This is a genomic window from Streptomyces sp. NPDC007991 (genome assembly GCF_042958445.1).
In the GTDB taxonomy this organism is placed as follows: Bacteria; Actinomycetota; Actinomycetes; order Streptomycetales; family Streptomycetaceae; genus Streptomyces.
Genome location: NZ_JBIBJD010000012.1, coordinates 1 through 23,879, shown reverse-complemented (window position 1 = coordinate 23,879; position 23,879 = coordinate 1). Strand labels below are relative to the sequence as shown.

Sequence of the window (23,879 nt, the reverse complement as noted above, 5' to 3'; positions counted from 1 at the left end):
AAGCTACGGCTACCGCCGGGTTCGACCGGGGCTGAAGATCGTCTGTCGGCCGGGGCGGAGGTGTGGCGAGGATGGCGCCGGGCCCGGCGAGCGTGGGCCCGGAAAGGTGGCCAGTCAGGTGAACGGCAAGCTCAGTGGGCATATTCGCGAGCGTCTCCTCGCGACGAACTTCTGGCATCTCGCGACGGTGGGTGCGGACGGTGCGCCCCAGGTGTCGCCCATGTGGGCGGACATCGAAGGGGAGTACGTCATGGTCAACACGTCGATCGGGCGGGTGAAGGAAGAGAATCTGCGGCGCAATCCGTACGTTTCGCTGTCCCACCACGACCCCTCCAACCCGTACGACCGGGCGGAGATCCGGGGGAAGGTCGTCCGGTTCGTGGAGGGCGAGGAGGCGGAGCGGGCGATGGACCGGCTCGCGCGGAAGTACCTCGGGGAGGACCGGTATCCGTGGCTGCTGCCCGGGGAGCGCCGGGTGATGCTGCTGATCGAGCCGACGCGGGTGCGGAGGGTGGAGGGGGTGGAGCCGTTCCGGGCGGGGGTCCTGCCGGACGGGGCGGCCGACGGGGCGGCGGACTGAGGGGCGCTGTGCCCGGCTGGGCGGGGCGGCGGTGTCGGGGTGCTGTGCCCGGGTGGGCGGGGCTGCGGTGCGGGGACGCCGCGCCCGGGCGGCCGGCCGGCCGCAGGGGGGCGGGTCGGGCAGATCCGACCCCCATCCGCTCAACTCGCTCAGTGACGCCGCGAGACGGGTGGCGGTCTTCTCGCCCGCCCGCTGTTTGATCAAGCCTTCCCCGGCGGCCGCGCGCAGCCTGACTTTCGCGCTGCCCACCCCGCTTCTCGTCACCCAGCGCGGTGACCATCACGGGATTCAGGCCGCCGAACATGTCATGCGAGCCGGCTTCACGCCGCGGGCCCCCTGCTGTCCTGCGCTCGGCTCATCGTAGGTCCGCGCGAATCCGTGATCACCCGGCCATTGACCCGGCACGTTCACCCACTTAGCCTCCATCTTCATACGTGGACGCCGTCTGCATATAGGGATGGGACACCGGTTCAAAGGGGAACTGCCTTGCCTCTGCTCGTAGTCGGAATCAGCGTTCTGGTTCTGCTCCTCCTCATGACCAGGCTGAGACTGAACGGCTTCGCGGCCCTGCTGCTCGTGGCGGTCGGTGTCGCACTGGTCCGGGGGATTCCGGTGGCGACCATCCCGGACGTCCTCTCCGAGGGCATTGGTGACCAGATCGGCGACACCATGCTGACCATCGGACTCGGCGCCATGGTCGGCCGGGTGATGGGGGACGCGGGCGCCGCGCAGCGCATAGCCGGCAAGCTCCTCGACGCCTTCGGGCCGCGCTGGGTCCAGGTCGCCATGGTGGTCACATCCATGCTGATCGGCGTGACCATGTTCTACGAGGTCGCGTTCGTCATCATCGTGCCCATCGCGTTCACGCTGGTCAGGGTCACCGGCGCGAAGCTGCTGTGGGTCGGCCTGCCGATGTCCATCGCCCTGTCCACCATGCACAGCTTCCTGCCGCCGCACCCCGGCCCCACCGCCGTCGCCGCGACCTTCCACGCCTCCGTCGGACTCACGCTGTTCTACGGCCTGTTCGTCGCCGTGCCCGCCGGTGCGCTCATCGCCCTGACCTGGCCTCGTCTTCCGTTCGTCGCGCGGCTGACCCCGGCCATCCCCGAAGGCCTGGTCAGCGATCGCGAGTTCACCGACGAGGAGATGCCGGGCCTCGGCTGGTCGCTGTTCGTGGCGCTGTTCCCGGTCGTGCTGATCGTGGCCGCCGCCGTGACCGACATGGCGGCCTCGGGCGACAGCCCGTTCCTGCACGTCGTCGCCTTCGTCGGGTCCGCGCCGATCGCGTTGCTGCTGACCCTGTGCCTGGCCGTCTGGGTGTTCGGGCCGCGGATCGGGCGGAGCCTGAGCGACGTCGGGGCCTCCTGCGGCTCGGCGGCCCAGGCGATGGCGATGATCCTGCTGGTGATCGGCGCGGGCGGGGCCTTCAAGAACGTCCTCGTCGAAGGCGGGATCTCCGACTACATCAAGGACGTCACGAACGGCTGGTCCATCTCGCCGATCGTCCTCGCCTGGCTCGTCGCCGTCATCCTGCGCATCGCGCTCGGCTCGGCCACGGTCGCCGTCGTCACGGCCTCCGGGGTGGCGCTGCCGCTGCTGGCGGGCAGCGGGGTGCACCCGGAAGTCATGGTGCTGGCCGTCGCCTGCGGCTCCATCGCCTTCTCCCACGTCAACGACCCCGGGTTCTGGCTGTTCAAGGAGTACTTCAACCTGTCCGTCATCGAGGCGATCAAGGTTCGCACGTCCTATACGACGACGCTCGCCGTGCTCGGGCTGGGCGGGGTGCTGGCCGTCGAGTGGGTCCTCGATGTCCTGAGTCTGTGAACCGTATGTCTGAGAAAGGGCACCTGATGAGCAGCAGGCAGCAGCCGACCGTCACGGCGTTCGCCGTCTACCCCGTCGCGGGCCGGGACAGCATGGAGCTGAATCTCTCCGGCGCGCACGGCCCGTACTTCACGCGCAACGTCGTCGTCCTCACCGACTCCGAGGGGCGTACCGGACTGGGGGAGGTGCCCGGCGGGGAGAAGATCACGCGGACGCTGCGGGACGCCGAGCAGCTGGTCGTCGGGGCGAAGGTGGGGGACTACAAGCGGGTGCTGCGCGAGATCGGGGAGCGGTTCGCCGACCGGGACGCCGGGGGGCGGGGTGCCCAGACCTTCGACCTGCGGACCACGGTCCACACGGTGACCGCCGTGGAGTCGGCGCTGCTCGATCTTCTCGGGCAGCATCTGGACGTGCCGGTGGCGGCGCTGCTGGGTGACGGGCAGCAGCGGGACTCCGTGCGGGTGCTGGGGTACCTCTTCTACGTCGGTGACCCGGACCGGACGGATCTGGAGTACGTCCGGGAGCCCGGCGCGTCCGTGGAGTGGTACCGGGTGCGGCATGAGGAGGCGCTGTCGCCGGAGGCGATCGTGCGGCAGGCGGAGGCGGCCTACGAGCACTACGGGTTCCGGGACTTCAAGCTCAAGGGGGGTGTGCTGGCGGGGGCCGAGGAGGTCGCGGCGGTGCGTGCGCTGAAGTCGCGGTTTCCCGAGGCGCGGATCACCCTGGACCCGAACGGGGCGTGGTCGCTGCGGGAGGCGGTGGAGCTGTGCCGGCCGTTGGTGGGCACGCTCGCGTACGCCGAGGATCCCTGCGGGGCGGAGGGCGGTTACTCCGGGCGGGAGATCCTCGCGGAGTTCCGGCGGGCCACGGGGTTGCCCACGGCGACGAACATGATCGCGACGGACTGGCGGCAGATGGCCCATGCCCTGGCTCTCCAGTCGGTGTCCATTCCGCTGGCGGATCCGCACTTCTGGACGATGCGGGGGTCGGTGCGGGTGGCGCAGTTGTGCAACGCGATGGGGCTGACGTGGGGGTGTCACTCCAACAACCACTTCGACATCTCCCTGGCGATGGTGACGCACTGCGGGGCGGCGGCGCCCGGGGAGTACAACGCGCTGGACACGCACTGGATCTGGCAGGAGGGGCTGGAGCGGCTGACCGTGTCGCCGCCCCGCATCGTGGGCGGGGAGATCGCCGTCCCGGACGCGCCGGGGCTGGGCGTCGAACTCGACATGGACCGGCTGCTGGCAGCGCATGAGCTGTACCGGGAGAAGGGGGTGGGGGCTCGGGACGATGCGGTGGGGATGCGGTATCTGGTGCCTGGCTGGGAGTTCGACGCGAAGCGGCCGTGTCTGGTGCGGTGATCGGTGGGGTGGGTGCCTGCGGCGGCCTGCGCGGGTGTGGTGGGGGTGCGCGTCGCGCCTGATGCCGAGTGGTGGGTCGGGGCCGCGCCGGGGGGTGTCCGTCCTCGGAACGGCGCGATGGGGTTGCGTACCGACTGACTGTCCGTCGACGCGCCAACCGCTGCGGGCGGACACCCCCCGACACGGCCCCTTCCGCGCTTCGGCGGGTGCCGGTGCGTCGTGTTCAGTCGTGCCTCCCCCAGCGTTCAGCCCTTGACCGCCCCTCCCAGTGCGAAACCCCCTCCCAGGCGCCGGGCGATCAGGACGTACAGGAGGATCACCGGTGTCGAGTAGACGACCGAGAACGCCGCCAGTTGCCCGTACGCCACCATTCCCCGGTTCCCGAAGAAGTCGTTGATGCTGACGGACGCCGGCATCTGGTCGGGTGTGAGCAGGAGCATGAACGGGACGAAGAAGTTGCCCCACATCATGACGAAGGAGAAGACCGTCACGACGGCCACGCCCGGGCCCATGAGGGGCAGGACGATGCGGACCAGGGACTGGAGGGACGACGCCCCGTCGGTCCAGGCCGCCTCCTCCAGTTCCTTCGGTACGCCGTCCATGAAGTTCTTCATCAGCCAGATGGCGTACGGCAGTTGGGACGCGGCGAAGAAGAAGACCGTGCCCTGCATGGTGTCGATCAGGTCCACCCGGACGAAGAGCGCGTACACCGGGACCATGATCGCCGTGATGGGCAGGCTCGTCGCGAAGAGGATCGTCAGCAGGAACGGGCGGTTGAAGCGGGAGCGGAACCGGGAGAGCGGATAGGCGGCCAGGGCCGCGCAGACCACCGTCAGGAGCGTCGCGCCACCGCACAGGATCAGGCTGTTGAGGAGGGGGGTGAAGGTGATCTCGGGCGTGAGGATCGCGTCGAAGTTGTCCAGGGTGAGGCCGTCGGGTGCCTTCACCCGGAGGTCGGCGTGCGGGTCCAGGGCGGACAGGACGACCCAGGCCAGGGGGAGGACGAACGCGGCGGCGACCACCAGGAGGCCCGCGTCCGCGGCCAGGCGTCGGGCCGTGCGGCGGGAGGCGAGGGTGACGGCCATGCGGGTCAGACCTCCGTCCGTAGCAGGCGCAGGTAGACGAGGGAGAAGAGGGAGCCGACCAGGAGGAGCAGCAGGGCCACCGCGGTGCCGTAGCCGATCAGGCTGTTCTGGAAGGCCTGTTCGTACATGAACAGGGGCAGGGTCTGGCTTCTGCCGCCGGGGCCGCCTCGCGTCATCACCCAGATCAGCCCGAAGACCGAGAGGGTCTGGAGGGTGTTCAGCATCAGGTTGGTGGCGATGGAGCGGCGGATCATGGGGAGGGTGATGTGCCACATGCGGCGCCGGCCCCCGGCCCCGTCCACCTCGGCCGCCTCGGTGATCTCCTGGGGGATCTCGTTCAGCGCGGCCGAGTAGACCAGCATCGAGAAGGCCGTGCCGCGCCAGACGTTGGCGAAGGACACCGCCAGGATGGGCAGCGTGTACAGCCAGTTCTGGGAGGGCAGGTGGAGCCAGTCCAGGAGGGCGTTCAGGGTGCCCTCGCGGCGGAAGAAGGCGTAGAGGAGGAAACCGGCGACGACCTCCGGCAGGACCCATGCCGTGACGACGATGCCGCCGGTGAGCGTGCGGACCGGTTTCGACGCGCGTCGCATCAGGGCCGCCAGGGCGAGGCCCAGCGTGTTCTGCCCGACGAGCGATGACAGGACGGTGAACACCAGGGTCAGCCATACGGCGTTGAGGAACGCCTCGTCCCGGAAGGCCCGGGTGAAGTTCTCGAAGCCGACGAACGACTCCTCGGCCTGGCCGGTGAGCTGGAGGTCGGTGAAGGCGATGAAGACGCAGTAGGCGATCGGGCCGGCCAGGAACAGGAGCAGGAGGACGACGGCGGGCGTGAGGGGCAGGGCCCGCAGCGGCAGGCGGGAGCCGCGTGCCGGGTGCGTGGCCTCGGGTGTCTTGGCGAGCGGCGGGCGGGGTGCGGTGGCGGTCATGCGCGCCGGCCCTCGCTCACCGCTCGATCACCTCGTCGTCCGTCGCGTCCTTGAGGGCGCTGGTGTAGGCGCTCGTCGCCTCCTCCACCGACGCGTCGCCCGTGGTCACGCTCTCCATCGCCTCCTGGATGGCCGTGGAGACCTTCGGGTACGCCGGGTAGGCCGGGCGGTAGTGCGTCGAGGCCACCAGGTCGGTGAAGAACCTGATGCCCGGCTGGGCGGTGGCGTACCCGGGGTCCTTCGCCACGTCCTCGCGGACGGCGATGCCGGAGTTGGCGACGTACCACTTCTGTGCGTTGGCCTTGGTCTGCATCGTCTTGATGAACGCGAAGGCCAGGTCCGGGTTGCCGGCCTTGGCCGGGATCGACCAGGTCCAGCCGCCGGACATGCTCACCTTGCCGGGAGCCTGGCCGTGCTGGGTCGGCATGGCGGCCAGGCCCAGCTTCTTCGACCACTCGGGCCATGCGTGGCCGCTGCCGGGCAGCCAGTCCTGCGGCAGCCAGGAGCCGTCGAGGGCGATGCCTAGCCTGCCCTTGGGGAGCCACTCGCCGCGCACCCGGGTCATGACGTTCGGGTCGAGCGCGTCGGAGACGTCCGGGCCCAGCTTCTCCTTGTAGACCGTCTCGACGAAGGCGAGGGCGTCCTTGAAGCCCTGGCCGCCGGCGATCCACTTCTTCGCGTTCTTGTCGTACAGGGGGTCCGTGCGGCCGTCGTTGGTGCCGTAGAGCAGCATCTCGAAGGTCTGCATGGTGGCCGCCTCGCCGACCGGCTTGCCCGTGTAGACGTTGAGCGGGATGACGCCGGGGACCTTCTGTTTGATGGTGCGGGCCGCGGTCAGGACGTCCTTCCAGGTCTTCGGCTGCCAGTCGGCGGGGAGGCCGGCCTTGGCGAAGACGCCCTTGTCGAACCAGAGTCCGCGGGTGTCGGTGCCGTCGGGGACACCGTACGTCTTGCCGTCCTCGCCCTTGGCCGCCGCCTTCGCCGTGTCGATGAACCGGTTCCAGTCGGGCCACTTGGCGAGGTAGGGGTCGAGGGGCTTGAGATAGCCGCTGGTGATGTCGGAGTTGATGAGGAAGGTGTCCTCGTAGACCAGGTCGGGGGCGGTCTTGGGGGAGCGGAGCATCTGCTGGAGCTTGGTGTAGTACTCCGAGTCCGGGGCCTTGATCGGGACGAGTTCGACCTTCTTGCCCGGGTGTGCCTTCTCGAACTGCTTCTTGATGTCCGCGAGATAGGTGTCCATCACCTTGATGGAGTTGTCCGTGGACTGTTTGAAGGAGACCTTCACGGTGTCGGGGTCGCTGCCGGAACCGCCACCGCAGGCGGTGAGGGTGGTCGCGGCGAGGGCAAGGGCGAGCAGAGGTGTGAAAGCGGCGGTGGGGCGCACGGCACGAACCTCCTACGGACGCACTTCGTTGTGGCCGGGACGGCTGCGTGGTGAACGTAAGTTGAGTGGTCTAGTCAGGTCAATGCGTGTGCGCGGGTTCGGTGGTTGCCGCTGGTGACTGACGGCCCGTCACTGGCCCGTGACCCAGCGGTACTGCAGCTCCGGGCGCCCCACCGTGCCGTACTGCGGGCGGCGGGCCGCGCGGCCCGCGTCCACCAGGTGTTCCAGGTAACGCCGGGCCGTGATGCGGGAGATGCCCACGGTCTCCGCCACACCGGCGGCCGTGAGGCCCTCCGCGCTGTCGCGCAGGGCCACCGTCACCCGCTCCAGCGTCGGTGCGCTCAGGCCCTTCGGCAGGGCCGCCGGACCCGGGGCGCGCAGGGCCGCCAGCGCCCGGTCCACCTCGTCCTGGCCGCTCGCCTCGCCGACCGCGGCATGGAACTCGGCGTACCGCACGAGGCGGTCGCGCAGGGTCGCGAAGGTGAACGGCTTCAGGACGTACTGCACGACTCCGAGGGAGACGCCCTCGCGCACGACCGCCAGATCACGCGCCGACGTCACCGCGATCACGTCCGCGTGGTGCCCGGCCGCCCGGAGGGAGCGCGCGAGGTGCAGTCCGTGCACGTCCGGCAGGTGCAGATCGAGCAGGAGCAGGTCGACGGGGGTGCGCTCCAGGGCCCGGCGGGCCTCCGCGCCCGTGTGCGCCTTGCCCACCGCGACGAAGCCGGGGACACGGCCGACGTACAGGACGTGCGCGTCGGCGGCGACCGGGTCGTCCTCCACGACCAGGACGCGGATGTCCCTCTCGGGCGTGCTGTCGCTCGTCATGCGTCGCCTCCGGCGCCTCTGGACACCGAGGTCCTGGATGTCACGCCCCCGGCCACCGCCCCCGACTCCTTGAGCGGCAGCCGTACCTCGAACTCGGCCCCGCCCCCCTCGGCCTCCGACACCGACAGCGCCCCCTCGTGCCGCTGGACCGCCTGCCGTACCAGGGCCAGCCCCAGGCCCCGGCCGCCCGGCCCCGCCGGCTTGGTCGAGAAGCCGCGCTGGAAGACCGCCTCGGCGTGCTCCGGGTCCACGCCCGGGCCGGTGTCCGAGACGCGCAAGACCAGCTCCGGGGCTTCCTCGGGGCCCCCGGGGCCCGACGTGTCCTGGGTGTAGGCCGCCACCGTCACCCGCGCCCGCGCGCTGCCCTGCGCCGCGTCCACGGCGTTGTCGATCAGGTTGCCCAGGATGGTCACCAGGTCGCGGGCCGGCAGGGACTCCGGCAGCAGGCCGTCGTCCAGACTGCTGTCCTCCGACACCATCAGCTCCACGCCCCGCTCGTTCGCCTGGGCCGTCTTGCCCAGCAGCAGTGCCGCCAGCACCGGCTCGCTCACCGCCGCCACCACCTGGTCGGTCAACGCCTGTGCCAGTTCCAGTTCGGCCGTCGCGAACTCCACCGCTTCCTCCGCCCGGCCCAGCTCGATCAGCGAGACGACCGTGTGCAGCCGGTTCGCCGCCTCGTGCGCCTGCGAGCGCAGCGCCTGCGTGAAGCCCCGTTCGGAGTCCAACTCTCCCATCAGTGACTGGAGTTCGGTGACGTCGCGCAGGGTGACGACCGTACCGCGCCGCTCGCCGCCCGACACCGGAGACGTGTTGATCACCAGGACCCGCGACGCCGTCAGATGCACCTCGTCCACCCGCGGCTCCGACGCCAGCAGCGCACCCGTCAGCGGGGCGGGCAGCCCCAGCTCCGCCACCGACCTGCCCACCACGTCCCCGGCCACGCCGAGCAGCTCCCGCCCTCCGTCGTTGATCAGCGCCACACGGTACTGCCCGTCCAGCATCAGCAGCCCCTCGCGTACGGCGTGCAGGGCGGCCTGGTGGTAGTCGTGCATCCGGCTGAGCTCGGCCGCGTTCATGCCGTGGGTGTGGCGGCGCAGCCGGGCGTTGACGACATAGGTGCCGACGGCGCCCAGGGCCAGCGCGCCGGCCGCGACGCCGAGCAGGGCCGTCAGCTGGTCCGACACGCGCTGGCTGATCTCGTCGACGCGGATGCCCGCGCTGACCAGGCCGACGATTTTCCTGCCGTCCTGGATCGGGGTGACCGCACGGACCGAGGGGCCGAGCGTGCCGGTGTAGGTCTCGGTGAAGGTCTGGCCCTTGAGGGCTTTCTCGGTGTGGCCCTGGAAGGGCTGGCCGATCCGGTCCGGGTCGGGGTGCGTCCAGCGGATGCCCTGCGGATTCATGATCGTTATGAAGTCGACCTCGGTGTCCCGCATCACCCGCAGCGCGTACGGCTGGAGCAGGCCCGTCGGGTCGGAGCCGCGGGCCGCCTCCAGCACCGAAGGGGAGTCGGCGACGGACCGCGCCACCGCCCTGGCCTGGCGCCGCGCCGCCTCTTCGGCCTGGCTGCGGTCACTGACGTAGGTGAACAGCGCGTATCCGGCCACGACGACCGCTATCAGGACGGCCTGCATGGCGAAGAGCTGGCCCGCCAGGCTGCGGGGACCGGGTACGGAGAAGCGCATGCCGTCAGTCTGCCTCGTGGCTGATTGTGAACTAAATGAACGGAAGGGTGACCGCGCTCACAGAGCAGGACATAGTCACGGCATTCCCCAATACGCATCCCCGGGAGTTCCCCGCTCCCTGTCCCGGACGTGAGCCGCACGCCGGTGATGCCGACGACGTCGTCAAGGAGGGCCGCCGTGACCAGCGCAGCCGATACGGCACCAGCCGCACCCAAGGCCAAGCGGGACCGCACGCACTATCTCTACATCGCGGTGATCATCGCGGTCGCCGCCGGTATCGCGGTGGGCCTGGCCGCGCCGGACTTCGCGGTCGGGCTGAAGCCGATCGGTACCGGCTTCGTGAACCTGATCAAAATGATGATCTCGCCGATCATCTTCTGCACGATCGTGCTGGGCATCGGCTCGGTGCGCAAGGCCACCAAGGTCGGTGCCGTCGGCGGTATCGCCCTGAGCTATTTCATGGTGATGTCGCTGGTGGCGCTGGGCATCGGCCTGGTCGTCGGCAACATCCTGGAGCCGGGCACCAGCCTCGCGGTGACGGACGCGGTCAAGGACGCCGGTCACGCGCAGGTCGATCCCGAGGTCAAGGGCACCACGGAGTTCCTGCTCGGTATCATCCCGACCACGATCGTCTCCGCCTTCACCAACGAGTCGGTCCTGCAGACCCTGCTGATCGCCCTGCTCGCCGGCTTCGCCCTGCAGGGCATGGGCTCGGCGGGCCAGCCGATCCTGCGCGGCATCGAGCACATCCAGCGGCTCGTCTTCCGCATCCTCGCCATGGTGATGTGGGCCGCCCCGATCGGTGCCTTCGGCGCCATCGCCGCCGTCACCGGCTCCGCCGGCGTGGACGCGCTCAAGAGCCTCGCCGTGCTGATGCTCGGCTTCTACGTCACCTGTTTCCTCTTCGTCTTCATCGTGCTCGGCATCCTGCTGCGCGTCATCGCCGGCCTGAACATCATCACGCTGTTCAAGTACCTCGGTCGTGAGTTCCTGCTGATCCTGTCCACCTCCTCCTCCGAGTCCGCGCTGCCGCGGCTCATCGCGAAGATGGAGCACCTGGGCGTCAGCAAGCCGGTGGTGGGCATCACCGTCCCGACCGGCTACTCCTTCAACCTCGACGGCACCATGATCTACATGACCATGGCCTCGCTGTTCATCGCCGACGCCATGGGCACGCCGATGTCGATCGGCGAGCAGATCCCGCTGCTGCTCTTCCTGCTGGTCGCCTCCAAGGGCGCCGCCGGTGTCACCGGCGCGGGCCTCGCGACCCTGGCCGGTGGTCTGCAGTCGCACAAGCCCGCCCTGGTGGACGGCATCGGCCTCATCGTCGGCATCGACCGCTTCATGAGCGAGGCCCGCGCCCTGACCAACTTCGCCGGCAACGCCGTGGCCACCGTGCTGATCGGCACCTGGACGAAGGAGATCGACAAGGAGCGGGTCGACCAGGTCCTCGCCGGCCGGCTGCCCTTCGACGAGAAGACGCTGCTGGACGACGAGCACGGCGGCCCGGGCGACGGCCAGGCCGAGGTGCCCGAGCAGGGCGGCGACAAGGAGCTGGCGAAGGCCTGACGGCCCGCGCGCCGCGCCCCCCGCGAGACTCCGGGCGGCTGAGTGTCCCCCCGTCGCTCAGCCGCCCGGTTCTTACGCAGGCAAGATCAACGCAGACAAGATCAATCGTTCAGCTTCGCCACCAGTTCGGTGGCCTTCGAGGCGGGCACGCCCGCCGCGGTCAGTACCGTGACCGCGGCGCAGCGGCCCGCCTCTCGCGCTGCCACGAGCCCGTCGTTCACCGCCTCCATCAGCGCGACCAGCATCTGCTCGTGCACGTACGCCAGGGCCGGCGCGGGCAGCGGTGAGCTGAAGACGCCCTCGTCGAGGCCGCGCCGGAGCACCCCAGTGGCGGCCTCCCGGACCGGGGCGAGCCGCTCCCGGATGCCCTGCATGGTGACCGTGCGCTGGGCGAGCGCGATCAGCAGCCGATAGCGGTCGGCCAGCTCCCACACCGCCAGCACCGAGCGGGCCACGGACTCCGCCGGGTCCTCCACGCCCTCCCGGCCCGCCGCGTGCGCCGCCGACAAGGACGCCACCGCCTCGTCGACGAGCGTGCTGATCAGCGCCTCGCGGCTCGGGAAGTGCCCGTACACCGTCCGCCGTACGACGCCCGCGGCGCGTGCGATCTGGTCCATGGACGCGTCGGGGTCGCGCAACAGCTCGCCGAGGGCGACGTCGAGGATGCGGCGCCGGTTGGCGTCGGCGCGGCTGGTGGTGCCCGTGGTCATGGACGCCATTGTGCCCTTCCTCCATCGAGTTGCACAGCAGTGTGCAACGACGTACATTGCACATGGTTGTGCAAATGCACACCCCTGTGCAAGTCAGTGAGGAAGGCGACCCCTGCCATGCGACTCGTCGTGACCGAACCGGCCGAGAGGACGGACCGCCCCTACGCGCGCCGCTGGTGGGCGCTCCTCGTGCTCTGCCTGAGCCTGCTGATCATCGTGATGGCGAACACCGCCCTCACCGTCGCGGCGCCCGCCATGACGGAGGACCTCGGCCTGTCCAGCGCCGACCTCCAGTGGGTCATCGACGGCTACACCGTCCCGTACGCCGCGCTGATGCTGCTCCTCGGCGCGATCGGCGACAAGCACAGCCGCCGGGGCGCGCTCGTCCTCGGGCTGGTCGTCTTCGGCGGCGGAGCCGTCTTGGGCTACCTCGCCGACAGTGCCACGGCGGTGATCGCGGCGCGTGCCGTGATGGGTGCCGGGGCCGCGATGATCATGCCCGCGACGCTGTCCCTGCTCGCGGCGACCTTCCCGCGCGCCGAGCGCGCCAAGGCGATCACCCTGTGGACGGCCACGGCCGGGCTCGCCATCGCGGCCGGTCCGCTGGTCGCCGGGGCGCTGCTGGAGCACCACGGCTGGTCGTCGACGTTCCTCATCAACGTGCCCGTCGCCGCCCTGGCCATCGTCGGCGCGTTCGTCCTCGTACCGCCGTCCCGGTCCGGCCACCAGGGGCGGATCGACTACGGCGGCGGACTGCTGTCGGTGGTGTGGATCGGCGCGCTCGTCTACATGATCATCGAGGGTCCGCACTTCGGCTGGGGCGTCAAGGCGGTGACGGCGGCGGTCGTCGCGGGCGCCGGGCTCGTGGCCTTCGTGCTCTGGGAGCTGCGCCACCCGCGCCCGATCCTGGATGTGCGCCGCTTCACCGACCGCCGCTTCGCGGGCTCCAACCTCGCCGTCGCCCTGTTCTTCCTGGCCGTCTTCGGCGCCTTCTACTACCTGACCCAGCACCTCCAGTTCGTCCTCGGCTACGACGCCCTGGACACGGGCCTGCGGATGCTGCCGCTGGCCGGTGCCGTCTTCGTGGGCTCCGCCCTCACCGGCTACCTCACCCCGCGGGTCGGCATGAAGTGGACCGTCACGGCCGGCATGGCCGGCGGTACGGCGGCCCTGGCGCTGCTCACCCGGGTCGGCTCCGGGTCGTCGTACGGCGACTTCGTCGCGCCCCTGATCGTGCTCGGCCTCGCGATCGGGCTCGCGCTGTCGCCCTGCACGGACGCGATCATGGGGGCGTTCCCGGAGGCCCAGCTGGGCGTCGGCGGCGCGGTGAACGACACGTCGCTGGAGCTCGGCGGGTCGCTCGGCATCGCCGTCCTCGGCTCGCTGCTGGCCACGTCGTACTCCGGCCACCTCGCGGACGCGACGGCCGGCGGCAAGCTCCCCGCCTCGTCGCTGGAGACGGCCCAGGACTCCGTCGGGGCCGGGTACGCCGTCGCCCGGGGAATCGGTGACAAGGCCCGGCAGCTCGCCGAGCAGGCGGCGCACACCAGTGACCCGCAGCAGGCGGAGCGGCTCAAGGCGCAGGCCGGGCAACTCGCCGGCGGGGCACGGCAGATGGCCGACGCGGTGGGTTCCGCGTTCGCCGACGCGGTCGCGCACACCAGTCTGGTCGGGGCCGTGGTCCTGGGCGTCGGGACGGTCGTGGTGGCGCTGCTGCTGCCCGGCAGGACGAAGGCCGCGGATCAGCCCTCCGAGGACGCCCGGGAGCTGGAGTCCGCCGGGGCCCGCTAGAAAACGCCGTTGCCTTGACGTCGGCGTCAAGGATTACGTTCGACGCATGCGAATCGGCGAGCTGGCCGCACGGGCCGGGACCACGACGCGGACGCTGCGGTACTACGAGTCGCGGGGCCTGCTGCCCGCGCGGCGTGCGGGCAACGGATACCGGACGTACGACGAGCACGACCTGAAGCTGCTGGAGCAGATCAGGACGTTGCAGGACTTCGGGTTCGACCTGGAGGAGACGCGGCCCTTCGTGGAGTGTCTGCGGGCCGGGCACCCCGAGGGCGACACCTGTCCGGCGTCCCTCGCGGTCTACCGGCGCAAGCTGGACGAACTCGACTCCCTGATCGGTCAGCTGACGAGCGTGCGCGAGACGGTCGCCCGGCAGCTGGCGCGGGCCGAGCTGGCCGCCGAGGCGGAGGTTCCGGGGGGTCCGGATCCTGGTTGCGAACTGGGGAGGCACACATGGTGACCGATGTGACGGACGCGGACTTCGAGGCCGAGGTGATCGGCGCCGGCCTGCCGGTGCTGGTGGAGTTCACCGCCGACTGGTGCCCGCCCTGCAAGCAGATGGGGCCGGTGCTGAAGGCTCTCGCCGCCGAGGAGGGCGACCGGCTGAAGGTGGTCCAGCTCGATGTGGACTCCAACCCTCGGACCACCAACGCCTACAAGGTGCTGTCGATGCCGACGTTCATGGTGTTCCGCGACGGTGAGCCCGTGAAGGCGATGGTGGGCGCGCGGGCGAAGCGGCGGCTGCTGGAGGAGCTGGCCGACGTGCTGTAGCGGGCTGCTTGGCCGCCCGGAAACGAGGAAATCCCCCGAGCAATTGCGCTCGGGGGATTTCCTCGCGTATATTTGTTCATTCGTGACTTCAAGTCGATTGAAGCCATAGTGAAGTTCAGTGAGCACAGTATATCCGGGCGGGAGCGGAATTGTCAAACACCGAATTTCCGGACGATGAATTGCGGCAGGAGCAGGAATTCATCGACGGGTTGTACGCGCGCGTGGACGCGCTGCGCGGCGACACCGAGACCTCCGTCATGGACGCGCTCGCGCAGGGCAACACCCCCCAGCAGGCCAGACTGGAGCGGGACATCCTCGTCGCCGAGCGGTCGGGGCTGCTCGCCGCGCTGAACGCGGTGGACGGCTCCCTGTGCTTCGGCCGGATCGACCTCACCTCGGGCGTGACCCACCACATCGGCCGCATCGGCCTGCGCACCGACGACGCCGAGCGCACACCGGTGCTGATCGACTGGCGTGCCGAGGTCGCCCGCCCCTTCTACCTGGCCACCGGCCACACCCCGATGGGGCTGAGGCGCCGGCGGCACATCGCCACCGACGGCCGCAGGGTCACCCATCTGCACGACGAGATCCTCGACCTCGGCGACGAGACCCGCACCGGCCACGAGGACCCGACGGGCGACGCCGTGCTGCTCGCCGCGCTCAACTCCGCGCGCACCGGCCGGATGAGCGACATCGTGCAGACCATCCAGGCCGACCAGGACCGCATCATCCGCGCCCCGCACCGGGGCGTCCTGGTGGTGGAGGGCGGCCCGGGAACCGGCAAGACGGCCGTCGCCCTGCACCGTGCCGCGTATCTGCTGTACGAGCACCGGGAGCTGCTCGCCAAGCGTGCGGTGCTGATCGTCGGGCCGAACCCGGCGTTCCTCGGCTACATCGGCGAGGTGCTGCCCTCCCTGGGCGAGACCGGTGTGCTCCTCGCGACCGTCGGCGAACTGTTCCCCGGCGTGAAGGCGACCGCCACCGACACGCCCGAGGCCGCCGCCGTGAAGGGCCGCGCCGACATGGCCGGCGTCCTCGCCGAGGTCGTCAGTAGCCGTCAGGCGCTGCCCGACCCGGTGATCGCCATCGAGCACGAACGCGAAGTGCTCATGCTGGACGACGGTCTGGTCAACGTCGCCCGCGAGCGCACCCGCGCCGCGAAGCTGCCGCACAACGCGGCCCGCGAGCACTTCGAGGGCCACATCCTCAACGCGCTCACCGACCTGTACGCCGAGCGGATCGGCACCGACCCCTTCGACGGGTCCAGCCTGCTCGACCCCAGCGACATCACCCAGATCCGCGACGACCTCGCCGAGAACCCCGAGGTCTGGGCCGCCGTCGACCAGCTGTGGCCGCTGCTGACCGCGCAGCGGCTCGTCGCCGACTTCCTCGCCGCCCCCGAGGAGTTCCTGTCCGCCGAGGACGCCGAGGCCGTACGCCGCCCGGTGACCCGGCGCTGGACGGTCGCGGACGTGCCGCTGCTCGACGAGGCCGCCGAACTCCTCGGCGAGGACGACCGGCTGGCCCGGGAGCGCGCGCAGCGCGAGCGGGAGCGGCAGATCGCCTACGCGCAGGGCGTGCTGGACGTGTCCTACGCGTCCCGGACGTACGAGTTCGAGGACAAGGAGGAGGACGACCCCGAGTCCTCCGAGGTGCTGTCCGCGCACGACATCATCGACGCCGAGCGGTTCGCCGAGCGGCACGAGGAGGACGACCACCGCAGCGCCGCCGAGCGCGCCGCCGCCGATCGCACGTGGGCGTTCGGGCACATCATCGTGGACGAGGCGCAGGAGCTGTCGCCGATGGCGTGGCGGCTGCTGATGCGGCGCAGCCCGACCCGCTCGATGACCCTGGTCGGGGACCCCGCGCAGACGGCGGAGGCGGCCGGTGTGGGCTCCTGGGCGGGCATCCTCGCCCCGTACGTCGAGGACCGCTGGGAGCACACCCGGCTGGGCGTCAACTACCGCACCCCGGCCGAGATCATGGACGTCGCCGCGGCCGTGGTCCGCGCCGAGCACCCGGACTTCGAGCCGCCGAGCTCGGTCCGCTCCACGGGCGTACACCCCTGGGCACGGGCCACCGACGACCTCCCGGGCGCCGTCGCCAAGGCGGTCGGGGAACTCACCCCGGCCGAGGGGCGGCTCGCGGTGATCGCCCCGCGCGACCTGCACCGTGGCCTCGCGGCCCGGCTGGACGGCGTGACGGCGGGCGCCGAACCCGACCTCACGCAGTCCGTCGTCCTCCTCGACCCGCGCCAGGCCAAGGGCCTGGAGTTCGACTCCGTCCTCGTGGTCGAGCCCGCCCGGTACGGCACCAGCGACCTGTACGTCGCTCTGACCCGCGCGACCCAGCGCCTCGGCGTGCTGCACACCGGGGAGCTGCCCGAGTCCCTGTCGGAGGCATTCGGGTAGCCCCCATCGCTGGACGCGCCTACCGCGGGAGGGCCTTTGGGTCCCGCAGGGCGTGCCACAGTCCGGCCGTCGGCGGGACGACCGTCAGGGCGAAGAAGAGCCCGGGAGAGTACACGGCCGTGTGCATGCGGCCACCCCAGCAGGCCCGGACCGGACGGACTGTGACGGAAGCCGGCCCTCCCGTCACAGTCACAGGCCGTCTACGCCGGGCGCAGCCACACCGTCGACAGCGGCGGCAGGGTCAGCCGGATGCTCGCCGGGCGGCCGTGCCAGGGCTGGGCCTCCGGCTTGACCGGGTCGGGGTTGGTGACATCGCTGCCGCCGTAGCGCGCGGCGTCGGTGTTGACGGCCTCGTGCCAGGCCGGGACGTCCTCGGGCACGCCCAGGCGGTAGTCCTGGCGGACGACCGGCGCGAAGTTCGACACCGACAGGATCGGAGTCCCCTCCGGATCCAGCCGCAGGAACGCCAGGACGTTGTCGTCGGCGGCGTCCCCGACCACCCACTCGAAACCGGCCGGGTCCGTGTCGAGCCGCCACAGCGCCGGGGTCGCGCGGTAGACCGTGTTGAGGTCGCGGACCAGGTCCCGCACACCCCGGTGCTCGGCCTCGGCCCCGTAGCCCGGATCGAGGAGCCACCAGTCGGGGCCGTGCGCCTCGGACCACTCGGCGCCCTGCGCGAACTCCTGCCCCATGAACAGCAGCTGCTTGCCGGGATGGGCCCACATGAAGCCCAGGTACGCCCGGTGGCCCGCGCGCTGCTGCCACCAGTCGCCCGGCATCTTCGACACCAGGGAGCGCTTGCCGTGCACCACCTCGTCGTGGGAGATCGGCAGGACGTAGTTCTCGCTGTACGCGTACACCATCGAGAACGTCATCTCGTGGTGGTGGTACTTGCGGTACACCGGCTCGTGGCTCATGTACTGGAGCGAGTCGTGCATCCAGCCCATGTTCCACTTCAGCCCGAACCCGAGCCCGCCGAAGCCGCTCGGGCCCTTGTGGTGGGTGGCCCGGGTGACGCCGTCCCAGGCGGTCGACTCCTCGGCGACCGTGACCACGCCGGGCACCCTGCGGTACACCGTCGCGTTCATCTCCTGGAGGAACGCCACCGCGTCCAGGTTCTCCCGGCCGCCGTGCTCGTTGGGCGTCCACTGGCCCGGCTCGCGCGAGTAGTCGAGGTAGAGCATCGACGCCACCGCGTCCACGCGCAGCCCGTCGATGTGGAACTCCTCGCACCAGTACAGGGCGTTCGCGACGAGGAAGTTGCGTACCTCGTTGCGCCCGTAGTCGAACTCCAGCGTGCCCCAGTCGGGGTGCGCGGCCCGCAGCGGATCCGCGTGCTCGTACAGGGGCCGGCCGTCGAACTCGGCCAGCGCCCAGTCGTCGCGCGGGAAGTGCGCCGGCACCCAGTCCATCAGCACGCCGACGCCGGCCCGGTGCAGCGAGTCCACCAGGTACCGGAAGTCGTCGGGTGTGCCCAGCCGGGCCGTCGGCGCGTAGAAGCCGGTCACCTGGTAGCCCCAGGAGCCGCCGAACGGGTGCTCGGCGACCGGCATCAGCTCGACGTGCGTGAAGCCCAGGTTCTTCACGTACTCCGGGAGCTGCTCGGCCAGTTGACGGTACGTCAGCCCCGGCCGCCAGGACGGCAGATGCACCTCGTACACCGAGAAGGGCGCCTCGTGCGCCGGGGCTTCGGCGCGCCGGGCCAGCCACGCGTCGTCGCCCCACTCGTACCGCGAGGACGTGATGACCGACGAGGTCGCGGGCGGCACCTCCGTACGGCGGGCCATCGGGTCGGCCCGCAGCGTCTTCGAACCGTCCGGCCGGGTGATCTCGAACTTGTACAGCTCGCCCTCGCCGATGTCCGGCAGGAACAGCTCCCACACGCCCGACGAGCCCAGCGAGCGCATGACGTGGCCGGTGCCGTCCCAGAAGTTGAACGTGCCGGCCACGCGCACACCGAGCGCGTTCGGCGCCCACACCGCGAACCGGGTGCCGGTCACGCCCTGGTGGGTCATCGGGTGCGCGCCCAGCGCCGTCCACAGCTCCTCGTGCCGGCCCTCGCCGATCAGGTGCAGGTCGAGGTCGCCCAGCGTGGGCAGGAAACGGTAGGCGTCCTCGGTGTCCAGGACCGTCCCCTCGTACTCCACGAGCAGCCGGTACTCCGGGACCTCCCGCAGCGGCAGCAGCCCGGAGAAGAACCCGTCCCCGTCGTCGTCCAGCTCCGCCCGCACCTCTCCGACGACGACGGTCACCGACAGGGCGTACGGCCGGAACGCCCGGAACGCGATCCCGCCGGGCACGGGGTGGGCGCCGAGCACGGAGTGCGGGTTGTGATGCGTGCTGTTGAGCAGCCGCTCCCGGTCGGCCGCGCCGACGACGGGCGAGACGGCGAGCTCCGTCTCCGGCGGCAGGGTCTGGGCGGGGGCTGCGGTGGTGGTCCCGGCGGTGGCCTTTTTGGCGGCGGTGGCCCTCTTGGCCGGAGCCTTCTTCGTGGGGGCCTTCTTCGCGGGGGGCTTGGCGGTGGTGGCCTTGGTGGCGGGGGCCTTCGTGGCTGCCGCCTTCGTGGCCGTGGCCTTGGTGGCCGCCGCCTTCGCCGTCGTGGCCTTCTTGGCGACCGCCTTCTTCGCTGTCGCCTTCTTGGCAACCGCCTTGGTGGCCGTCGCCTTGGCGGCGGTGGCCTTCTTGGCGGGGGCCTTCTTCGCCGTCGTCTTCGCCGCGGTCGTCTTCTCGGCGGCGGCCTTCTTCGCGGGTGACTGCGCGGCACCCGCCTTCTTCGCGACAGCCTTCTTCTCGACGGCCTTCTTCGCCGTCGTCTTCGCCGGTGCCGCCTTCTTGGCCGTGGCCTTCGTCGCGGGTGGCCGCGCGGCGGGCGTCTTCTTGGCGGCGGCCTTCTTCGCGGGGGCCGTCGCCTTCTTGGCCGCCGCCTGTTTCGGCACCGCCGTCTTCTTCGCCGCACTCTTCTTCTGGGCGGCCGTGGGCTGCTCGGGGATCTTCTCCCCTGCCGTCCCCTTGGGACGGGAACCGCTGGACTCAGGGCGGGGGGTCACGGGCGGAGCCTCCAGGACGCAGGTGGGTCAGTCAGGTCGGTCGGGTCAGGCCAGGTGGCCGGTCGAGGCGAGCCGGTCTATGGCGGCCAGGGGCACCGGCAGCCAGTCGGGGCGGTGCCGGGCCTCGTACACCACCTCGTAGATCGCCTTGTCCGTCTCATAGGCGCGCAGCAGCACCGGGTCGGTGCGCGGATCGAGGCCGGAGGCCTCCGCGTACCCGGAGCAGTACGCGGAACGGCAGGTCTCGGCCCAGTCCGGCTGGGGCGGATCGGCCGAGCGTGCCGCGTAGTCGAAGGACCGCAGCATGCCGGCGACGTCCCGCACCGCCGGCTGCGGCATGCGCCGCTCGGCCAGCGGCCGGGCCGGCTCGCCCTCGAAGTCGATCAGCCACCACTCGCCGGCCGGCGAGCGCAGGCACTGCCCGAGGTGCAGATCGCCGTGCACACGCTGGGCGGTCCAGGTGCGGCCCTCGGCGGCGAGATCGCCCAGCGCCGTGAAGGCCGACCGCAGCCCGTCGGCGTAGGGCCGCAGCGCGGGCACCGCCTGGACGGCCGCCTCCAGCCGCTCGATCATGCCGTCCACCATGAGCCGGAGCTGCATGTGACCGAGCGTGACCGTCGGCAGTGCCCGGGCCAGCGTGGTGTGCACCTCGGCGGTGGCCCGGCCCAGCGCCCGGGCCTCGGCGCCGAAGTCCTCGCCCTTGGCCAGCTCGCGCAGCGCCAGCTCCCAGCCGTCGGAGGCGCCCTGCACGAACGGCTGGAGCACTCCCAGCACATACGGCTGGCCGGCCAGGTCGGCCGGGCCCGCCGAGATCACCGGGTCCGCCGTGGGGTCGACGTCCGCGACCATCCAGGCCGTCGGCGCGGGCACCCGGGGGCAGCCCTCGCGGGCCAGCGCCAGCGGCAGTTCGAGGTCCGGGTTGACGCCGGGCACGATCCGTCGCAGGAGCTTCAGGATGAACGTATCGCCGTAGACGACGGACGAGTTGGACTGCTCCGCGGTCACCACGCGCGGCACCAGCCCGGACCGGATGTCCTGGTCGAGGTCCCGCTCGAAGCGGAGCCCGCCGATCCGGGCCTGGGTGCGCAGCGCCTCCAGGAGCAGTTCGGCGGGCCTGGCGTCGTGCAGGGCGTCGTAGACCGTCCGTCCGGCCAGCGGCCCCGTCGACAGGTGTCCGATCAGCGCGGGCGCCAGCCGAGGCGGCAGCGCCTCGCGCGCGCCTATCAGCAGCTGGTAGCAGTCGCCGGGATGGCCGGGCGCGCCGTGCGACGGCACGGACGGCTGGTGGGCGCGCACGAGCAGGTGGTACAGGCCGAGCTTGCCGTTGGAGGGGAGCAGCTCGGTGGCCTCGACCAGCGTGAACCCGGTGACCGGACGTCCCTTGCCCGCGAACCAGCGCTGCCGTGGCAGCCACTCCCGCAGCAGCGGATCGAGAGAGGCAAGAAGGCCGGGCGGGGCGGTGACGGTGCGTGTGACGGCTTCCGACATGGCGTCGCGTCCTTTCACCCATGATTGGTGCGCCTCCGGGGCCTTCAGCAGGTGCCGGCGGCGCCCCTCCGGCTCACGCGGATGGGCGGGGTGTTACTGATGCGTGCCCCGGGCGGGGCGGGAGAAACGCCCCGCCCCGGGGGTTTGCGGCCCGCCCCGTGAATCGGGGCTTCCTCAGGCCGCCTCAGGCCTCACAAGGTATCCCTGCGGAGCCGGAACCAGTAGAAACCGTGACCTGCCAGCGTCAGCAGGTACGGCAGCTCGCCGATCGCCGGGAAGCGGACCCCGCCGAACAGCTCCACCGGGTGCCGCCCCTCGAAGGCGCTCAGATCCAGCTCCGTGGGCTGCGCGAACCGCGAGAAGTTGTTCACGCACAGCACCAGGTCGTCCCCTCCTTCCCCGGAAACGGGGGCCTCCCGCAGGAACGCCAGCACCGCCGGGTTCGTCGACGGCAGCTCGGTGTACGAGCCGAGACCGAAGGCCGGGTTCTGCTTGCGGATCTCGATCATGCGGCGGGTCCAGTGCAGCAGCGACGACGGCGAGGCCATGGACGCCTCGACGTTGGTCACCTGGTAGCCGTGGACCGGGTCCATGATCGTGGGCAGGAACAGCCGTCCCGGATCGCACGAGGAGAACCCGGCGTTGCGGTCCGGCGTCCACTGCATCGGCGTGCGCACCGCGTCCCGGTCGCCGAGCCAGATGTTGTCGCCCATGCCGATCTCGTCGCCGTAGTACAGGATCGGCGAGCCCGGCAGCGACAGCAGCAGGGCCGTGAACAGCTCGATCTGGTTGCGGTCGTTGTCCAGCAGCGGGGCGAGACGGCGCCTGATGCCGATGTTGGCGCGCATCCGGGGGTCCTTGGCGTACTCGGCCCACATGTAGTCGCGCTCTTCGTCGGTGACCATTTCGAGCGTGAGCTCGTCGTGGTTGCGCAGGAAGATGCCCCACTGGCAGCCCGAGGGGATGGCCGGGGTCTTGGCCAGGATCTCGGAGACCGGGTAGCGGGACTCGCGCCGCACCGCCATGAAGATGCGCGGCATGACCGGGAAGTGGAAGGCCATGTGGCACTCGTCGCCGCCACTCGGATAGTCACCGAAGTAGTCGACCACGTCCTCGGGCCACTGGTTGGCCTCCGCCAGCAGCACCGTGTCCGGGTACTGCGCGTCGATCTCCTTGCGTACCCGCTTCAGGAAGTCGTGCGTGGCGGGCAGGTTCTCGCAGTTGGTGCCCTCCTCCTGGTACAGGTACGGCACCGCGTCCAGCCGGAAGCCGTCGATGCCCAGGTCCAGCCAGAACTTCAGGGCGGAGATCATCTCCTCCTGCACGGCCGGGTTCTCGTAGTTGAGGTCCGGCTGGTGGGAGAAGAAGCGGTGCCAGTAGTACTGCTTGCGGACCGGGTCGTAGGTCCAGTTCGAGGCCTCCGTGTCGACGAAGATGATCCGCGCGTCCTGGTACTGCTTGTCGTCGTCCGCCCACACGTAGTAGTCGCCGTAGGGCCCGTCGGGGTCCTTGCGCGACTCCTGGAACCACGGGTGCTGGTCGCTGGTGTGGTTCATGACGAAGTCGATGATCACGCGCATGCCGCGCTGGTGGGCGGCGTCGACGAACTCCACGAAGTCGGCCAGGTCGCCGAACTCCGGCAGCACGGCCGTGTAGTCCGAGACGTCGTAGCCACCGTCGCGCAGGGGCGACTTGAAGAACGGCGGCAGCCACAGGCAGTCGACGCCGAGCCACTGGAGGTAGTCGAGCTTCGCGGTCAGGCCTTTGAGGTCACCGACGCCGTCGCCGTTGCTGTCCTGGAACGAGCGGACGAGTACCTCGTAGAAGACGGCGCGTTTGAACCACTCCGGGTCCCGGTCCCTGGCGGGAGTGTCCTCGAAGGTGTCCGGCACGGGTTCGTTGACGATCATGTTGTGGGTGACCCTCCGATCTGCGGGGTGGACGGTCGCAGAACCGAGAAGACGTGCGCGGGCCTATGGCCCGGTTCGAGGCGCACATAGTTGGCCCTGCCCCAGTGGTAGGTCTCGCCGGTGAGCTCGTCGCGCACCGGCACCGACTCGTGCCAGTCCAGGCCGAGTTGCGGCATGTCCAACGAGACCGTGGCCTCCTGGGTGTGGTGGGGGTCGAGGTTGGCGACCACCAGAACCGTGTTCGAACCCTGCCGCTTCGAATAGGCGATCACCGCTTCCTGGTCCGCGTGGTGGAAGTGGAGGTCGCGCAGCTGCTGGAGGGCCGGGTTCTCGCGGCGGATGGTGTTGAGCCGGGCGATCAGCGGGGTGATGGTGCGGCCCTCACGCTCGGCCGTCTCCCAGTCGCGGTGTCTGAGCTGGTACTTCTCCGAGTCCAGGTACTCCTCGCTGCCCTCTTTGAGCGGGGTGTTCTCGCACAGTTCGTAGCCGGAGTAGATGCCCCAGGT

At 70.7% G+C, this 23,879-nt stretch carries 18 protein-coding genes; 8 read left to right on the top strand and 10 right to left on the bottom strand.

Annotated elements, in window-relative coordinates; all coding sequences use genetic code 11:
* Nucleotides 1-118 precede the first annotated feature (118 nt).
* From ACFZDA_RS31055 to ACFZDA_RS31045, 3 genes are all read left to right on the top strand, one after another.
* On the top strand, nucleotides 119-580 hold the full coding sequence (locus ACFZDA_RS31055) for a TIGR03618 family F420-dependent PPOX class oxidoreductase (RefSeq protein WP_391088174.1): 462 nt from the start codon (nucleotides 119-121) through the stop codon (nucleotides 578-580).
* Between the two features lie 486 nt (nucleotides 581-1,066).
* Nucleotides 1,067-2,404 (top strand): gluconate:H+ symporter, encoded by a 1,338-nt coding sequence (locus ACFZDA_RS31050; protein WP_391088173.1) that lies wholly within the window; start codon nucleotides 1,067-1,069, stop codon nucleotides 2,402-2,404.
* A 26-nt stretch (nucleotides 2,405-2,430) separates the two neighbouring features.
* A complete protein-coding gene (locus ACFZDA_RS31045; RefSeq protein WP_391088171.1) occupies nucleotides 2,431-3,768 on the top strand; it encodes an enolase C-terminal domain-like protein in 1,338 nt (445 codons plus the stop codon).
* A gap of 245 nt (nucleotides 3,769-4,013) precedes the next feature.
* On the opposite strand, the gene ACFZDA_RS31040 is transcribed toward ACFZDA_RS31045, so the two are convergent.
* The 5 genes from ACFZDA_RS31040 to ACFZDA_RS31020 form a co-directional block, all read right to left on the bottom strand.
* Nucleotides 4,014-4,853 (bottom strand): ABC transporter permease subunit, encoded by an 840-nt coding sequence (locus ACFZDA_RS31040; protein WP_391088169.1) that lies wholly within the window; start codon nucleotides 4,851-4,853, stop codon nucleotides 4,014-4,016.
* A gap of 5 nt (nucleotides 4,854-4,858) precedes the next feature.
* Nucleotides 4,859-5,779, bottom strand: coding sequence for an ABC transporter permease subunit (locus ACFZDA_RS31035; RefSeq protein ID WP_391088167.1), 921 nt, complete (start codon nucleotides 5,777-5,779; stop codon nucleotides 4,859-4,861).
* Between the two features lie 16 nt (nucleotides 5,780-5,795).
* Nucleotides 5,796-7,163, bottom strand: coding sequence for an extracellular solute-binding protein (locus ACFZDA_RS31030; RefSeq protein ID WP_391088165.1), 1,368 nt, complete (start codon nucleotides 7,161-7,163; stop codon nucleotides 5,796-5,798).
* A gap of 129 nt (nucleotides 7,164-7,292) precedes the next feature.
* On the bottom strand, nucleotides 7,293-7,991 hold the full coding sequence (locus ACFZDA_RS31025) for a response regulator (RefSeq protein WP_306963502.1): 699 nt from the start codon (nucleotides 7,989-7,991) through the stop codon (nucleotides 7,293-7,295).
* The gene (locus tag ACFZDA_RS31020) at nucleotides 7,988-9,676 is read right to left on the bottom strand and encodes an ATP-binding protein (RefSeq protein WP_391088163.1); all 1,689 of its coding nucleotides are present in this window, start codon (nucleotides 9,674-9,676) and stop codon (nucleotides 7,988-7,990) included. Before ACFZDA_RS31020 ends, ACFZDA_RS31025 begins: the two co-directional genes overlap by 4 nt.
* Nucleotides 9,677-9,853: 177 nt before the next feature.
* Between ACFZDA_RS31020 and ACFZDA_RS31015 the strand changes: the two genes are divergently transcribed.
* Nucleotides 9,854-11,245, top strand: a complete 1,392-nt coding sequence (locus ACFZDA_RS31015) for a cation:dicarboxylate symporter family transporter (protein ID WP_391088161.1) — start codon at nucleotides 9,854-9,856, stop codon at nucleotides 11,243-11,245.
* Between the two features lie 101 nt (nucleotides 11,246-11,346).
* On the opposite strand, the gene ACFZDA_RS31010 is transcribed toward ACFZDA_RS31015, so the two are convergent.
* Complete coding sequence (locus ACFZDA_RS31010; protein WP_391088159.1) at nucleotides 11,347-11,964, bottom strand: TetR family transcriptional regulator; 618 nt, start codon at nucleotides 11,962-11,964, stop codon at nucleotides 11,347-11,349.
* Between the two features lie 108 nt (nucleotides 11,965-12,072).
* On the opposite strand from ACFZDA_RS31010, the gene ACFZDA_RS31005 reads away from it, so the two are divergent.
* The 4 genes from ACFZDA_RS31005 to ACFZDA_RS30990 all read left to right on the top strand — a co-directional run bounded on the left by ACFZDA_RS31005 (nucleotide 12,073) and on the right by ACFZDA_RS30990 (nucleotide 16,928).
* On the top strand, nucleotides 12,073-13,746 hold the full coding sequence (locus ACFZDA_RS31005; RefSeq protein ID WP_391088157.1) for a DHA2 family efflux MFS transporter permease subunit: 1,674 nt from the start codon (nucleotides 12,073-12,075) through the stop codon (nucleotides 13,744-13,746).
* A gap of 46 nt (nucleotides 13,747-13,792) precedes the next feature.
* Nucleotides 13,793-14,206: a MerR family transcriptional regulator gene (locus ACFZDA_RS31000; protein WP_391088156.1), complete on the top strand. Its 414-nt coding sequence runs from the start codon at nucleotides 13,793-13,795 to the stop codon at nucleotides 14,204-14,206.
* Entirely contained in the window at nucleotides 14,200-14,517 is a 318-nt protein-coding gene (locus tag ACFZDA_RS30995) for a thioredoxin domain-containing protein (RefSeq protein WP_391088154.1), read from the top strand. Before ACFZDA_RS31000 ends, ACFZDA_RS30995 begins: the two co-directional genes overlap by 7 nt.
* A 149-nt stretch (nucleotides 14,518-14,666) precedes the next feature.
* Entirely contained in the window at nucleotides 14,667-16,928 is a 2,262-nt protein-coding gene (locus tag ACFZDA_RS30990) for a HelD family protein (RefSeq protein WP_391088153.1), read from the top strand.
* Between the two features lie 200 nt (nucleotides 16,929-17,128).
* Here ACFZDA_RS30990 and glgB read toward each other — a convergent pair whose 3' ends face one another.
* The 4 genes from glgB to ACFZDA_RS30970 form a co-directional block, all read right to left on the bottom strand.
* On the bottom strand, nucleotides 17,129-19,975 hold the full coding sequence (gene glgB, locus ACFZDA_RS30985) for a 1,4-alpha-glucan branching enzyme (protein WP_391088152.1): 2,847 nt from the start codon (nucleotides 19,973-19,975) through the stop codon (nucleotides 17,129-17,131).
* 45 nt (nucleotides 19,976-20,020) lie between these two features.
* On the bottom strand, nucleotides 20,021-21,463 hold the full coding sequence (locus ACFZDA_RS30980; RefSeq protein ID WP_391088150.1) for a maltokinase: 1,443 nt from the start codon (nucleotides 21,461-21,463) through the stop codon (nucleotides 20,021-20,023).
* 191 nt (nucleotides 21,464-21,654) lie between these two features.
* Nucleotides 21,655-23,373: a maltose alpha-D-glucosyltransferase gene (gene treS, locus ACFZDA_RS30975; RefSeq protein ID WP_391088148.1), complete on the bottom strand. Its 1,719-nt coding sequence runs from the start codon at nucleotides 23,371-23,373 to the stop codon at nucleotides 21,655-21,657.
* On the bottom strand, nucleotides 23,370-23,879 hold a 510-nt coding region (locus tag ACFZDA_RS30970; protein ID WP_391088145.1), incomplete at its 5' end, for a DUF3459 domain-containing protein. The genes ACFZDA_RS30970 and treS, both read right to left, overlap by 4 nt.

Bases quoted from the DNA above. Each gene is read 5' to 3' on its own strand.
- ACFZDA_RS31040 (WP_391088169.1), bottom strand. From the start codon at position 4,853: ATGGCCGTCACCCTCGCCTCCCGCCGCACGGCCCGACGCCTGGCCGCG.
- ACFZDA_RS31000 (WP_391088156.1), top strand. From the start codon at position 13,793: ATGCGAATCGGCGAGCTGGCCGCACGGGCCGGGACCACGACGCGGACG.
- ACFZDA_RS31005 (WP_391088157.1), top strand. From the start codon at position 12,073: ATGCGACTCGTCGTGACCGAACCGGCCGAGAGGACGGACCGCCCCTAC.
- ACFZDA_RS31020 (WP_391088163.1), bottom strand. From the start codon at position 9,676: ATGCGCTTCTCCGTACCCGGTCCCCGCAGCCTGGCGGGCCAGCTCTTC.
- ACFZDA_RS30980 (WP_391088150.1), bottom strand. From the start codon at position 21,463: ATGTCGGAAGCCGTCACACGCACCGTCACCGCCCCGCCCGGCCTTCTT.
- ACFZDA_RS31025 (WP_306963502.1), bottom strand. From the start codon at position 7,991: ATGACGAGCGACAGCACGCCCGAGAGGGACATCCGCGTCCTGGTCGTG.
- ACFZDA_RS31045 (WP_391088171.1), top strand. From the start codon at position 2,431: ATGAGCAGCAGGCAGCAGCCGACCGTCACGGCGTTCGCCGTCTACCCC.
- treS (WP_391088148.1), bottom strand. From the start codon at position 23,373: ATGATCGTCAACGAACCCGTGCCGGACACCTTCGAGGACACTCCCGCC.
- ACFZDA_RS31035 (WP_391088167.1), bottom strand. From the start codon at position 5,779: ATGACCGCCACCGCACCCCGCCCGCCGCTCGCCAAGACACCCGAGGCC.
- ACFZDA_RS30995 (WP_391088154.1), top strand. From the start codon at position 14,200: ATGGTGACCGATGTGACGGACGCGGACTTCGAGGCCGAGGTGATCGGC.
- ACFZDA_RS31010 (WP_391088159.1), bottom strand. From the start codon at position 11,964: ATGGCGTCCATGACCACGGGCACCACCAGCCGCGCCGACGCCAACCGG.